Here is a 12,843-nt window from a genome sequence, read left to right on the forward strand (position 1 = left end):
CGGATCAACTATGATGACCGCATGAACTCGTCAGCCTCCGCACACGACCCCGCGACGCCCACCTCGTCGTCGTCGCCCTCCACCCACGACGCCACCCACGGTGACCCCTCCACCCAGGATGTCGCCTTCGGTCTCGACACCTTCGGCGACGTCACCGTCGACCGCGGCGGTCGGCCCGTCCACCACGCGCAGGTCCTGCGTGACGTCGTGGAGCAGGCCGTCCTGGCCGACCAGGTGGGCGTCGACGCGTTCGGCATCGGCGAGCACCACCGCCCCGACTTCGCCGTCTCCGCCCCGGACGTCCTGCTGGCCGGCATCGCCACGCGCACCGAGCGCATCACGCTGGGTTCGGCGGTCACGGTCCTGTCGAGCGATGACCCCATCCGCGTCTTCCAGCGCTTCGCCACCATCGACGCCCTGTCGAACGGGCGGGCCGAGGTCGTGCTGGGCCGTGGGTCGTTCACCGAGTCGTTCCCGCTGTTCGGCCTCGATCTCGCCCGGTACGAGCAGCTGTTCAGCGAGAAGCTCGACCTGTTCGCCGCGCTGCTGCCCGAGGGGCCGGTGACGTGGTCCGGTGAGTTGCGTCCGCCGCTGGTCGACCAGCACGTCTACCCCAAGACCGAGCACGGGCTCAGCGCGTGGATCGCCGTCGGCGGCAGCCCGGAATCCGTGGTGCGTGCGGCCCGCTACCGGATGCCGCTCATGCTCGCGATCATCGGCGGCCCTGCCGGCCGGTTCGCCCCCTTCGCCGACCTGTACCGCGAGGCCAATGCCCAGTTCGCGGGTGCGGGGTCGGCCGGTGGGGGAACGGCCGGTGGGGAAGCGGCCGCGCCGCGCCTGCCGATCGCCGTGCACTCGCCCGGGTTCGTCGCCGAGACCGACGCCCGGGCCGCCGAGCTGTCCGCGCGCCACTGGCTGGTCAACCGCAACCAGATCGGCCGCGAGCGCGGCTGGGGCGACGCGACCGAGGCCGACTTCCACCGCGAGGTCCGATCGGGCGCCATGTACGTCGGGTCCCCCGAGACGGTCGCGCAGAAGATCGCCACCACCGTCCGCACGCTGGGCCTGGACCGGTTCGACCTCAAGTACGCCAGCGGCCCGACCCCGCACGACGACCTCATGACCTCCATCGACCTCTACGGCCGCAAGGTCATCCCGCGCGTGCGGGAGTTGCTCGCCGAGGCCGGGTACACCGCGGGTGTGCCGCAGACGGTCTCGAGGGTGTGACGGTGGCGTGTGACGTGGGTCTGTGACCCAGGTATCGCCGGGGCCCGCCGATCTGCACGACGGGGCCCGGCGGGATTACGGTGATGCCATGCTGTTCGCGTTCTCCGTCGCCCCCACGTCCACCGCGGACGACTCGGCATCCATGAGTCGCGCGGTCGCGGAAGCGGTCCGCGTGGTCCGCGACTCCGGCCTGCCGTACGAGACCACCTCGATGTTCACCACCATCGAGGGCGAGTGGGACGAGGTCATGCCCGTCATCCGCGCCGCCACGGACGCCGTGCTGGCCGTGGCGCCGCGCGTGAGCCTGGTACTCAAGGCGGACCTGCGGCCCGGCCGGTCGGGGGAGCTGCGGGGCAAGGTGGAGCGGGTGGAGCGCCACCTCGCCGGCGGCCGGGAGTCCGACGACGAGGGGGGCCGCGCGTGACCTCTCCCCACCCGTCGAACTGGATCGCGGACCGGGCGGAGTCGGCCATCGACCACGTGGCGCGGTCACGCAGCCGGACCGCGGTGGCGTACGTCGCGGCCACCGTGCTCGGCGGGCTCGGTGCGCTCGTGGTGGTGGTTGTGCAGGTGCTCTCCGGCCGGGCCGCGATGTTGGACGTGCTGTTGTGGCTCGCGCTGGCGGTCATGCTGTTCGGCGCCGCGGCGCACCGCTGGTGGCTCGGCGGGCGCAACGAGGAACGCTCCCGCCGGATCGCGGCGTCGATCCGCCCCGAGCAGATCGCCGCGGCGATGCGCGGTTCCTCCGGGGAGATCGACGCGGTGCGCCGCCTGCGGGTCGCCCACCCCGGCCTCGGGCTGCGTGACGCCTACGAGCTCTACCAGCACCACTCCCGCGAGCTGCGCTGACGCCGCTGGGCCCGAACGGAGGGCCCAGCTGCGGCGTCCGGCCGCTCAGCACCCCCCGGCGCCGCCGAGGGCCCCGGCGACGATCGCGTGCGTGCGCGCGTCGACGGCCATCCCCCCGTGCGAGTTCGGTCGGCCCCCGCACGCGTCCTCCGGCACGACCCACCGCACGCCCGGACCGGGGACGAAGCTGCGCTCGGGCGGGAGCAAGTGGTCGCCGCGCGTGGCGATGAGCGTGTAGCCGACGCCGGGCAGGAACGGGGTGCGGTCGAGCCCGTACCAGGCGGCGATCATCGGGCTGCCCGGGGACAGTTCGGCCAGTCCCCGCAGGTTCGCGGCCCACAGGCCCAGGGCCGCGACCTCGCGCGGCAGCTGGTGCGGGATGAGGCCGCTGTTGTCGGCTCCCCAGTACCCGCCCACGGAGACCACGCGGTTCACCGCGCCCGGCCGGAGCACCTTGGTGGTGTACCCGGCGATCGCGGCGCCCTGCGAGTAACCCACCAGGTCCACCTGCTCGGCCCCGGTCACCGCGCGCACGTGGTCGATCACCCCGGCCAGTTGCGGTCCCGATGCGGCGACGATCGAGTCGAGCCCGCCGCGCGCCGGGTTGCCCGCGTAGGCACCGAGGGTCGGGGCGATCACGCAGAAGCCCTGCCGGCGTAGCGGGTCGCCGAGGCGCGGCATCGTGTCGGCCCCGTTGTCGAAGGTCCCGTGGACGAGGATCACCGGCCGCGGATGCGCCGCGGTGGGCCGGCAGGTCACGGGCGCGGCCGCGGCGGCGGGCGGTCCGGGATCGCCGATCGGCCCGTTGATCCCGTTCAGGGCCTCGGTGACGTACGGCCCCAGCTCGCCGGTGGGGTCGAGGTCGCGCAGGTAGTCGCCGAGCGGGCCGAGCTGGACCTGCGCCCGGGCCGCCGGCGTGACCCGGTCCGCGACCCGGTCCGGCACCGGGCCCACCCCGGTGGCGACGGGGATCGCTAGCACGAGCGCGGCGAGCGCACCGGCCAGTCTCGTGCGGCGCGCTCGGCTCTTGCGGCGCGCGCGGCTAGTGCGGCGCGCCGGGCGGCGGCCGGCCGGGCGTGAGGGCGTGCGGGAACCGAGCATTTCAGACCCCCCGGGGCGTGACGGTCAGACCAGTATGCGTCCCGGACTCAGCGAGGGGAACCGCAGCGCCTCACGAAACCGGCGCGCCGCGCGACTACCCGGTGACCATCGCGCGCCCCGTCTCCGGGGCGCCCGCACCCGGCAGCTTCGACGAGGGCAGGATCGACACACATGAGGGCAGCGTTCGACGCCGCGGTGGACCGCCACGGTCCCACCGTGCTGCGGGTGTGCCGCGCGGTGCTCGGCCCGGGCCCAGACGCCGACGACGCCTGGTCCGAGACGTTCCTCTCCGCACTCCGCGCCTGGCCCGGGTTGCCCGAGGACACCGACGTCGAGGCCTGGCTCGTCCGGGTCGCGCACCGCCGGGCGGTGGACGTGGTGCGGCGTTCGGTCCGGGAGGCCGCGCCGAGCGGGGCCGCAGACGACGTCGCGATTCTCGGCGCCCGCACATCACGTCCCGGGGGCGCGCGTGGAGCGACGGGGGTCGACGACGACGAGGGCGGCGATCCGCGGATCTGGGATGCGGTCGCCGCCCTGCCCACCCGGCAGCGAATCTGTGTGGCCTACCGGTATCTGGGCGGGCTCCGCTACGCCGAGATCGCCGAGCTCACCGGCGGCACCGAGGCGGCGGCTCGCCGCGCGGCCGCGGACGGGATCGCCCGCCTGCGCACGACGCTCGGACCGCACGGTCACCTCGACCCGCACAGTCACCTCGACCCGCGCCGTCCCCTCGAACCGCACCGTGCTCTCGAACCGCACCGTCCCACGGAGGAGATGTCATGACCGACCCGATCCACGATCCGACGGCTCTCGACCCGACAGCTCTCGATCCCACAGCTCTCGACCCGACAGTGAACGACCCGGAGATCACGGAGGCCGGCGTGGCGTCGCTCCTGCGGTCCGCCCCCGCGGACACGACCCGACTGCGGGATCGCCTGGCCCGCGACGCCGAGCGCGAGGGCCTGGTCGACGTGGCCTACCGCACCGTCGACACCCCGATCGGTGGACTGCTGTTGGCCGCGTCCCCGGCCGGGTTGGTGTACGTGGCGTTCGAGGTGGAGGATTCCGGGGTGGTCCTCGAGATGTTGGCCGACCGGGTCGGACCCCGGATCCTCGGCGCGCCGACGGAGTCGCCGGTGCTCGACGCGGCCGCGGCCCAGATCGACCAGTACCTCGACGGCCGCCGCCGCGAGTTCGACCTGCCCCTCGACACCCGCCTCGCCCGCGGGTTCCGTGGTGAGGTCCAACAGCATCTGGCCCGGGTCGGGTACGGGCGGACCGCGACCTACCGCGAGATCGCCGTCGAACTCGACCGGCCCGGCGCCGTGCGCGCGGTGGGGTCGGCCTGCGCGACCAATCCGCTGCCGCTGGTGTGGCCGTGTCACCGGATCCTGCGCTCGGACGGCGGACTGGGCGGCTACCGGGGCGGGCTCGCGGCCAAGCAGCGGCTCCTCGAGATGGAATCGGCGGCGTGACCGCGGCGCAGCTCCTCGGCCTGTTCGGTGTCTGGGCGATCGCGGTGGTCTCGCCGGGGCCCGACGTCGTCGTCGTCCTCCAACGTGCCCTCGCCGGACGGCGTCAGGGTCTCGCGACCGCGCTGGGGATCGTCACCGGCCTGACGGTGTGGCTCGCGGCCGCGTTCGCCGGAGTCGCCACCCTCGTGCGCGTGTACCCGCAGGTCATGACCGGTCTCCAGGTCGCCGGCGGACTCCTGTTGGCGACCCTCGGCGTACTCGGCCTGCGCGGCTGGTGGCGCTCGCGCCGTGCGACCCCACCGCCGGCCACCGCCGCCCCCGCCACCGCCGCACCCGCCACCGCCCCGCCCTCGGATCCGCTACTCGAAATCGGGATCCGCTACCCGGATTCGGATAGCGGATCCCGATTTCGAGTAGCGGATCTGGTGCCGCGGGGGGATTTCACCCGCGGTCTGGTCACCAACCTCGCCAACCCCAAGGCCCTGGTGTTCTTCGGCGCGGTGCTCACCCCGTTCCTGCGCGAGGAGGTCTCGCCGGCGTGGTCGGTGGCCCTGGTCGCGGGGATGATCGCGGTCGCGCTCGCCTGGTTCGGCGGGCTCGCGCTGGTGGCCTCGCACCGGGTGGTCAACGAGCGGGTCGGACGGCTGTTGCCGTGGGTCGACGTCGTGGCCAGCACACTGTTCGTGGTGGTGGGGGTGGCGTTCGTGGTCACCGCGCTCGCGTAGGACGCGCGCGGGCTAGGTTCTGCTCCATGGATTCTCAGGTCGACCGTCGCAGCTGGGTGCGCGTGGCCCTCGCGGTGTTCGCGGTGGGCTGGGGCGCCAACCAGTTCGCCCCGTTGCTGCATCTGTACCGCGCCGAGCTGGGGCTGTCGCAGTCCAGTGTCACCGCGATCTTCAGCGTCTACATCGTCGGCCTCCTGCCCACCCTGCTGGTGGCCGGCCGGTGGTCCGACCGCAACGGCCGCCGTGTGCTCATGCGGCCCGTCCTGGTCCTGTCGCTGCTGGCGACGCTGTTCATGCTGCTGGGGCCGCAGGATTCTCTGTGGCTGTACCTGGGTCGGTTCCTCGCCGGGCTGGCATCCGGGGCAGCGTTCGGGGCCGGCAGCGCCTGGGTCCGCGAGCTCTCCGCCGGTGGGCCACCCGGCACCGGTGCGCGGCGCGCGGCCATCGCGCTGACCGGCGGGTTCGGACTCAGCGGCCTGGCGGCGGGCATGGTCGGGGAGTTCGCCCCCGCCCCGCTGTTCTCGGCGTACCTTCCGCATCTGATCCTCGGCACGATCGCGCTGGTCGCGGCGTGGGGCGCCGCGGACCCGTACGAGCCACACGACGGGCCCGAGGTCGCCCCGCTCATCCCCGCCACGGCCGGCACCCGCCGGTTCCTCCTCGGGGTCGCGCCGTGGGCCCCGCTGGTGTTCGGCTGCGCCAGCATGTCGTTCGCGGTGCTCGCCGACCTGCTGGGCGGGGACGCCTTCGGCCGGCCCACCCTGTACGCCGGCGTCATGGTGGGCGTCACGCTCGGCGCCGGGGTGCTGGTCCAACCCGCCGTCCGCAGGATCGCGGCCGCGTCACCACCGTCCCGGCCGCCGGTCATGGGACTCGTCGCCGCCTCGCTCGGGATGGCCGCCGGAGCGCTGCTGGCCGCCTCGCCCGCACTCCCCGGCCGCGCCCTGTGGCTGCTGCCCGTCGCGGTCCTGCTCGGCGTGGGATACGCCACGCTTCTGGTGGCGGGGCTGGTCGAGGTCGAGCTGCAGTCCGGACCGCGGGACCACGCCGGGCTCGTGGCCGTGTTCTACGTCCTGGCGTACCTCGGGATGGCCACGCCGTACGTGCTCGCCGAGCTCTCGCGCGCCGGCGGTCCGGTGCCGTGGATCGCCGGGCTGGCGGTGGTGTGCGCGCTGCTCATCCCGCTCACCCAGCGACAGCTACGCTAGCCGGCACGTCGAGGATCACCCCGAGTTGCGCAGGGCCGTGGCCAGGCCGTTCATGGTCAGCTGGATGCCGGTTCGCACCGCCGGGTCGGAGTCCCCGGCGCGATAGCGGCGCAGCAACTCGACCTGCAGCACGTTGAGCGGTTCGAGGTAGGGGAAGCGGTTGCGCACCGAGCGGGCCAGCGCCGGGTTGTCGTCCAACAGCGTCTGGTGCCCCGTGATCTCCAGCAGCATCTCGCGGGTCAGCTCGAACTCGTCGGTGAGCACCCCGTGGATCCGCCGACCCACCTCGGCGTCCTGGACGAGTTCGGCGTAGCGACCGGCCAGCCCCATGTCCGCCTTGGCCATCACCTGCGCCATGTTGGACAGGGTCGTGCGCAGGAACGGCCAGTCGTCGTTCAGCCGCCGGAGCGTGGCCAGTCTCTCCCCGGCCGCCGCCTCGCCCTCGGCGTCGACCCACTGCCGCAGTGCGGTGCCCACGCCGAACCAGCCGGGCAGCATCACCCGCGACTGCGACCACGACAGCACCCACGGGATCGCCCGCAGATCCTCGACGCTCGACGTCTGCTTGCGGGAGGACGGCCTGGACCCGATGTTGAGTTCCCCGATCTCGGCGACCGGGGTGGAGGTGGTGAAGTACTCGATGAACCCCGGGTCGTCGTGCACCAGGGACGCGTACGCCGCCCGCCCGAGCCGCGCGAGCTCGGCCATCACCCCGTACGCCTCCCCGGCCCGGTCGCCCAGACCCTCGACGTCGAGCAGCGAGGCCTCGAGCGTCGCCGCCACGAGCGCCTCGAGGTTGCGGCGGGCCCGCCGCGGCTCGGAGTACTTGGCCGAGATGACCTCGCCCTGCTCGGTGATCCGCAGCGCGCCTTGCACCGCGCCCGGCGGCTGGGCCAGGATCGCCTCGTAGGAGTTGCCGCCACCCCGGCCGACGGCCCCGCCGCGCCCGTGGAAGTAGCGCAGGTGCACACCCGCCCGGGTCGCGGCCTCGGCGAGGTCGCGTTCGGCCTGGTAGAGGGCCCAGTTGGCGGCCAGGTACCCGCCGTCCTTGTTGGAGTCCGAGTAGCCGAGCATCACCTCCAGCACATCGCCCTGCGCCCGGATGAGCGCCCGGAACTGCGGGATCGCGAGCGCCGCGTCGAGGATGTCCGGCCCCGCCGCCAGGTCGTCGATAGTCTCCAGCAGCGGGATGAGCCGAACGCTCGAGCGGGGCTCCGCCGGGTCACCCGAGAACAATCCGACCTCGCGCAGCAACACCGCCGGCTCGAGCAGGTCGGAGACCGTCCCGCACATGGACACGATGTAGTGCGGCACCACCTCCGGGCCGAGCAGGTCCACCGCCGCGGCGGCCGCCCGCATCACCCCGAGTTCCTTGGCCGCCAGCTCTGACAGCTCCGCGCGCGGGCCGAGCAGCGGCCGGTCGTGCGAGAGCTCGCGCAGCAGCAGCTCCACCCGGGCGTCCTCGTCCAGCGCCGAGTAGTCCTCGCCCACCCCGGCCAGGGCGAACAGCTCGGTGAGCACCTCCTCGTGCGACTCCGAGTTCTGCCGCATGTCGAGCGCCTGCAGGTGGAACCCGAACGTCCGTACCGCCCACCGCAGGTCCCGCAGACGCGGCGACCGCGCCAGCTCGCCACCGCAGGCCCCGAGCGCGGCGTCGATGACATCCAGATCGGTCAGCATCTCCGCCGGGGAGGTGTAGGCCTCGTCGTCGTCGTGACCGATCGCGTCCGGCGACGATCCGGGTGACGACGACGAGGACCTCACCCGCGCGGCGAGCCGACGGCGGACCACCCGCACGGCGCGGCGGAACGGCACGTCCTCGCGCGCGGCGGCGAGCTCCCCGCCCGTCTCCACCAGCGAGTCCGCGAGGTCGCTGAGCCCGGTGGGCACGTCCACGACCCGCCGCGAGAGGGGCAGCTCCCGCTCGAGCAGCCGCAGTTCCTCCGTGTAGTGGCGGTGCAGTAGCGCGGCGGCCTGCTCGGTGGCGAAGCGCACCACGTCGCCGGTGACGTACGGGTTGCCGTCGCGGTCCCCGCCGATCCACGAGCCGGGGCGGACGACGGGGCGGTCGCCGGAGCCGAGACGGTCGGCGATCTCCGCGTTGAGCGGCGGGATCACGTCGATGAGCGTGGCCTCGTGGTACTGCAGGCCGCCCAGGACCTCGTCTTCGATCCGGGGGCGCTGGCTGCGGATGATCGCCGTCTGCCACAGCGTGAGCACCTGTCGGCGGATGTCCTGCTCCACCTGCTCGAGCTCGGCATCGGTGACGCGGTCCCGGTGCCCCGCCTCGTCCGACCCCGTGCGCAGGGCGTCGCGGCGGCGCATGAGGTCCAGCACCCGCCGGGTGATCTCGAAGACCGAGCGTCGGCGGGTCTCGGTGGGGTGCGCCGTGAGTACGGGCGCCACCCGGGCCGTCGCGCGCACCGCCTCCAGCCTCGCGGGCTCGGGTTCGTTCTCGGCCAGTCGCGCCCAGGTCGCCTCGAGATCCCCGTCCGGCGGCGGCTCGCCCGCAGCGGTGTGGATGCGGCGACGGCGCTCCTGGTGGAGGTCCTCGGCGACGTTGGCCAGCAGCGCGAACAGGGAGAACGCCCGGATGACGGGGATCATCTCGGTGGCGGGCACATCGGTGAACAGGGCCGCCACCTCGTCGCGGTCGGCCTCCGAGCGGCGGACGGCGAACGCGGTGCGCCGGGCGGTCTCCACCAGGTCGAAGACCGTCCCGCCCGCCTGGTCGCGCACCGTGTCGCCGAGCACGGCTCCGAGGAAACGCACGTCGTCGCGCAGGGGCCGCACGGCGTCGTCGAGCCGCTCGGAATCGTCCGGCTCGGGCACGTCCGAGGCGGTGGCGGGCACGTCGGATCTGGTGGGATCGGCCATGGCTGCCACAGTAGGCGCGCCGTATGACATCCGCGTGAATCCCGCCGCCGAACCCCCGCCCCGCCGTCGATAGATCCCCGGGACATCCCCGATGCGCGGATCCCTTCCGGCGAGGACACTGGAGGCATGACCCAGCAGCCCGGCTACCACCAGTACGGCGACCACCAGTTCGGACAGGGCGGGTACGGCGACCCCCGGTACGGGAACCAGCCCCCGGCCGTCGGCCCGGACGACCGCACCCCCGCGGCACTGGCGCACGCGTCAAGCCTCATCGCGATGGCGCTCTCGGCCGGGTGGCTGTCGTTCGTCGGCCCGCTCGTGATGTGGCTGATCTACAAGGACCGCAGCCCGTTCGTCCGCCAGGCCGCCGCCGGGTCGTTCAACTTCAACCTCGGCCTGTGGATCATGAGCATCGTGGGCTGGATCTTCATCCTCACGGTGATCGGCCTGCCCATCGGCCTCATCCTGCTCGCGGTGTCCTTCCTCGCGCAGATCATCGGCCACGTCATCGGCACCGTTCGTGCGACCCAGGGGCGGACGATCAACTACCCGTTCCAGCTGCGCGTCCTGCGCTGAGCGCGCTCCCCGGCCAGCGGCCGAGCCCTCACGCCACCCGCCGTCACACCCCCACGGGCCGGCGCCCGTGGAGCTCGTACTCGGCGAGCAGGGCCTCGCGGTCGGCGTCGGTGAGCGGCCGGTAGACGTCGTCGTCGCCCGCCGCGCCGCCACGCAGGTAGACCTCGCCGGGTTCGATCCAGGACTCCCGTCGCAGGCTGGGCTTGGAGATCTTCCGCGTGGCGGTGACCGGCATCTCGGTCATGACGCGCACGAACCGCGGCGCCCACTTGGTGCCCATGTCGGGCTGGGTGCGGCAGAACTCGGAGAACGCGTCGGCGTCGAACTCCACGCCGGGTTCGAGCTGGATGGCGGCCATGACCTGGTCGCCGGTGCGCGGGTCCGGGACCGGGTAGACGGCCACGACGAGCACGCCGGGGAACCGGTCGAGGATGCGCTCGACGGGCCCGGCGGAGAAGTTCTCGCTGTCCACGCGGATCCTGTCACCGGAGCGGCCGGCGAAGTAGAAGTACCCGTCCGCGTCGCGGTAGCCCAGGTCACCGGTGTGGAAGACCTCGCCGACGTTGCGTTCGGCGGTGGCCTCGGGGTTGCGGTAGTAGCCCTCGAACAGCTTCGCGCCGGTGACGTTGCAGATCTCGCCGATCGCCTCGCCGGCGTTGACCAGGCCGCCGTTGGCATCGAACTCGGCCCGGGGGCATTCGTTCTCATCCGCGTCGAGGATCGCGACGTCCATGTAGGCGCCGGCCACCCCGAGCGCGCCGGGCGGGGTGTCCTCGGTGTGGCTGATCACCACGCCGCCCTCGCTGCTGCCGTACGACTCGAGCGGGGTCACACCGAAGCGGCGCTCGAACTCGGTCCGGTCGTGGACGGAGGCCTCGGTGCCGAAGACGACCCGCAGGCGCGTCTGCTTCTCCTCGGGCACCTCGGGCTGGGCGAGGATGTACGACAGTGACCGGCCGACGTAGTTGAAGTAGCTGGCGTTGTACCGCAGCACGTCGGGCAGGAACCCCGAGGCGGAGAACTTGCGGCGCATCGCGAAGGTGCAGCCGACGTACGCGGACGGGGCGAACGCGGCGAAGAGGGCGTTGCCGTGGAACAGGGGCATCGCGCTGTAGGCCACGTCGTCGCGGACGAGGCCCCGGTAGTTGATGGTGCCCATCATGGCCATGCGGCCGGTCGAGCACATGACGGCCTTGGGGGCGCCGGTCGAGCCGGAGGTGAACAGCAGGGCCAGCAGGGTGTGGGGGTCGCGGGCGCTCTCCGGGTGCAGTCGTGGCTCGGCGCCGGCGTGATCGGCGAGCAGGCCGCGCCACTGCTCGGAGTCGATGTCGAACTGCGCGGCGACGCCGGTGTCGAGGCCCTCGAGCAGGGCGGTGCCGTCGGCGTCGGTGACGATCACGTCGCAGTCCACGCCCCGGATGTCGGAGGCGAGTTCGGCGCCGCGCCGGGTGGGGTTGATGCCGACGATGGTCACGCCCGCGAGCGCCGCCCCGCACAGGGTGAACAGGTACTCGGGCACGTTCTCCAGGAGGATGCCCACGTGGAGGTGCTTGTAGGGGTCGGGTCGGTCCGCGTACGAGCCGGAGTGCTCCTCCGCCCAGCCGCGCAGGATCTCCGCGCGGACGGCGGCCTCGGCCACTAACTCGCGCCAGGTCCACGCGGAGTCCTCGAACAGCAGTCCCGGGTGGTCGTCGGTGGAACGCTCGATGAGGATGTCGCCGAACGTGGCGTGCTGCATGTCGTGCCCGGGATTGAAGTCTGCTGTGGTCATGAGATCGGACACTAGGCGACCGGGCCCCGTCGCACAGGCGAAACGGCCAGCAACATTGACAGGTGTCAGCCTCGGTGGTCACCGGCCCACTCGGTGGGCGTGTCCGGCCGGCATCGGGTAGGAACGAGGTGACGGCGCGCCACATGGGCGCGCGGGGATCGAACAGGGGCGTGGGATGGTCGGCGAACACGGCGGGAACGTCGACGTGGACGAGGGTGTCGTCCGGGGATCCGACGACGACGAGGTCGGCCTCGACCGGGACGGGTTCGTCGTCAGCGATGTCCGACTCACCAGCGTCCACAATTTCCGGGACGTGGCCGGCCCGGGCTACGCACTCCGTCCGTCCGGGTCGATGGCCCGCGGTCTCGTCTACCGGTCCACGACCCTCGCGGTGGGCGACGACGACCTCGCGGTGCTCGAGAAACTCGGCGTCTCGACCGTCGTCGACCTGCGCACCGGCGCCGAGATCGACAAGCAGCCCGACGTCGTCCCCGCCGGGGCCGAGTACCTGCCGATCGACGTGTTGGGCGGGCACACCTCGGCGGCGACCCTCAGTGCGTCCGGCCTGGCCGGGGCCGAGGAGGCGCGGCGCGAGATGGCCGCGACCTACGAGCGGTTCGTGGTGGGTGATCACGAGCGGCGGGCGTTCGGTCGGGCCGTCCACGCCCTGGCCGTGTCGTCGGGCCCGGCGATCGTGCACTGCACGGCGGGCAAGGACCGCACCGGGTGGGTCTCGGCGCTGGTGCAGTTGGTCGCCGGTGTCCGGGAGGAGGATGTGATCGCGGACTACCTGCTCACGCGGGAGATGTCCGCGGACTTCGTCTCCTCCATCCGTACCTACGTGCAGGCGGAGATGCCCGACAAGCTCGAGGCGATAGAGGTGCTCATCGGCGTCGAGGAGTCCAACCTCCGCCGCTCCCTGGATGTGTTGGCCCGTGAGTTCGGTGACGCGCGGCGATACCTCGTGGAGGGCGCCGGGGTGGAGGAGGCGGCTGTCGACGAGTTGTCCGCGCGGTTCAGGCGGGGCTGACCAG

12 protein-coding genes are annotated in these 12,843 nt (G+C 73.0%); 9 read left to right on the top strand and 3 right to left on the bottom strand.

The window, feature by feature from the left end; genetic code table 11:
- The first annotated feature begins 21 nt into the window (after nt 1-21).
- The 3 genes from NR111_RS16090 (at nt 22) to NR111_RS16100 (ending at nt 2,076) form a co-directional block, all read left to right on the top strand.
- On the top strand, nt 22-1,227 hold the full coding sequence (locus NR111_RS16090) for an LLM class flavin-dependent oxidoreductase (protein ID WP_067715453.1): 1,206 nt from the start codon (nt 22-24) through the stop codon (nt 1,225-1,227).
- Nucleotides 1,228-1,315: 88 nt separating this feature from the next.
- Nucleotides 1,316-1,651, top strand: coding sequence for an MTH1187 family thiamine-binding protein (locus tag NR111_RS16095; protein ID WP_067715531.1), 336 nt, complete (start codon nt 1,316-1,318; stop codon nt 1,649-1,651).
- Nucleotides 1,648-2,076: a hypothetical protein gene (locus NR111_RS16100; protein WP_067715451.1), complete on the top strand. Its 429-nt coding sequence runs from the start codon at nt 1,648-1,650 to the stop codon at nt 2,074-2,076. Before NR111_RS16095 ends, NR111_RS16100 begins: the two co-directional genes overlap by 4 nt.
- A 45-nt stretch (nt 2,077-2,121) precedes the next feature.
- Here the strand turns inward: NR111_RS16100 and NR111_RS16105 are convergent, their stop codons facing one another.
- Nucleotides 2,122-3,057 carry an alpha/beta fold hydrolase gene (locus NR111_RS16105; RefSeq protein WP_256821391.1) on the bottom strand — a complete coding sequence of 312 codons (936 nt, stop codon included), beginning with the start codon at nt 3,055-3,057 and terminating at the stop codon, nt 2,122-2,124.
- Between the two features lie 291 nt (nt 3,058-3,348).
- Between NR111_RS16105 and NR111_RS16110 the strand changes: the two genes are divergently transcribed.
- The 4 genes from NR111_RS16110 to NR111_RS16125 all read left to right on the top strand — a co-directional run bounded on the left by NR111_RS16110 (nt 3,349) and on the right by NR111_RS16125 (nt 6,585).
- Nucleotides 3,349-3,960 carry an RNA polymerase sigma factor gene (locus NR111_RS16110; protein WP_256821392.1) on the top strand — a complete coding sequence of 204 codons (612 nt, stop codon included), beginning with the start codon at nt 3,349-3,351 and terminating at the stop codon, nt 3,958-3,960.
- Nucleotides 3,961-4,028: 68 nt separating this feature from the next.
- Nucleotides 4,029-4,652 carry a methylated-DNA--[protein]-cysteine S-methyltransferase gene (locus tag NR111_RS16115; protein WP_374210749.1) on the top strand — a complete coding sequence of 208 codons (624 nt, stop codon included), beginning with the start codon at nt 4,029-4,031 and terminating at the stop codon, nt 4,650-4,652.
- Entirely contained in the window at nt 4,649-5,377 is a 729-nt protein-coding gene (locus NR111_RS16120; protein ID WP_256821394.1) for a LysE family translocator, read from the top strand. The genes NR111_RS16115 and NR111_RS16120 overlap by 4 nt, the downstream gene beginning before the upstream one ends.
- Before the next feature lie 26 nt (nt 5,378-5,403).
- On the top strand, nt 5,404-6,585 hold the full coding sequence (locus NR111_RS16125; protein ID WP_119192719.1) for an MFS transporter: 1,182 nt from the start codon (nt 5,404-5,406) through the stop codon (nt 6,583-6,585).
- A 15-nt stretch (nt 6,586-6,600) separates the two neighbouring features.
- Here the strand turns inward: NR111_RS16125 and ppc are convergent, their stop codons facing one another.
- Nucleotides 6,601-9,462 (bottom strand): phosphoenolpyruvate carboxylase, encoded by a 2,862-nt coding sequence (gene ppc / locus NR111_RS16130; RefSeq protein ID WP_256821395.1) that lies wholly within the window; start codon nt 9,460-9,462, stop codon nt 6,601-6,603.
- A 126-nt stretch (nt 9,463-9,588) separates the two neighbouring features.
- Here ppc and NR111_RS16135 point away from each other — a divergent pair, with 126 nt between their 5' ends.
- Complete coding sequence (locus NR111_RS16135; protein WP_096906314.1) at nt 9,589-10,038, top strand: DUF4870 domain-containing protein; 450 nt, start codon at nt 9,589-9,591, stop codon at nt 10,036-10,038.
- 43 nt (nt 10,039-10,081) lie between these two features.
- On the opposite strand, the gene NR111_RS16140 is transcribed toward NR111_RS16135, so the two are convergent.
- Nucleotides 10,082-11,809, bottom strand: a complete 1,728-nt coding sequence (locus tag NR111_RS16140) for an AMP-binding protein (RefSeq protein WP_256821396.1) — start codon at nt 11,807-11,809, stop codon at nt 10,082-10,084.
- A gap of 175 nt (nt 11,810-11,984) precedes the next feature.
- On the opposite strand from NR111_RS16140, the gene NR111_RS16145 reads away from it, so the two are divergent.
- The gene (locus tag NR111_RS16145) at nt 11,985-12,839 is read left to right on the top strand and encodes a tyrosine-protein phosphatase (RefSeq protein ID WP_206474482.1); all 855 of its coding nucleotides are present in this window, start codon (nt 11,985-11,987) and stop codon (nt 12,837-12,839) included.
- The last annotated feature ends 4 nt before the right edge of the window (nt 12,840-12,843 follow it).

The organism is Dietzia sp. Die43 (assembly GCF_024519835.1).
Taxonomy (GTDB): Bacteria; Actinomycetota; Actinomycetes; order Mycobacteriales; family Mycobacteriaceae; genus Dietzia; species Dietzia kunjamensis.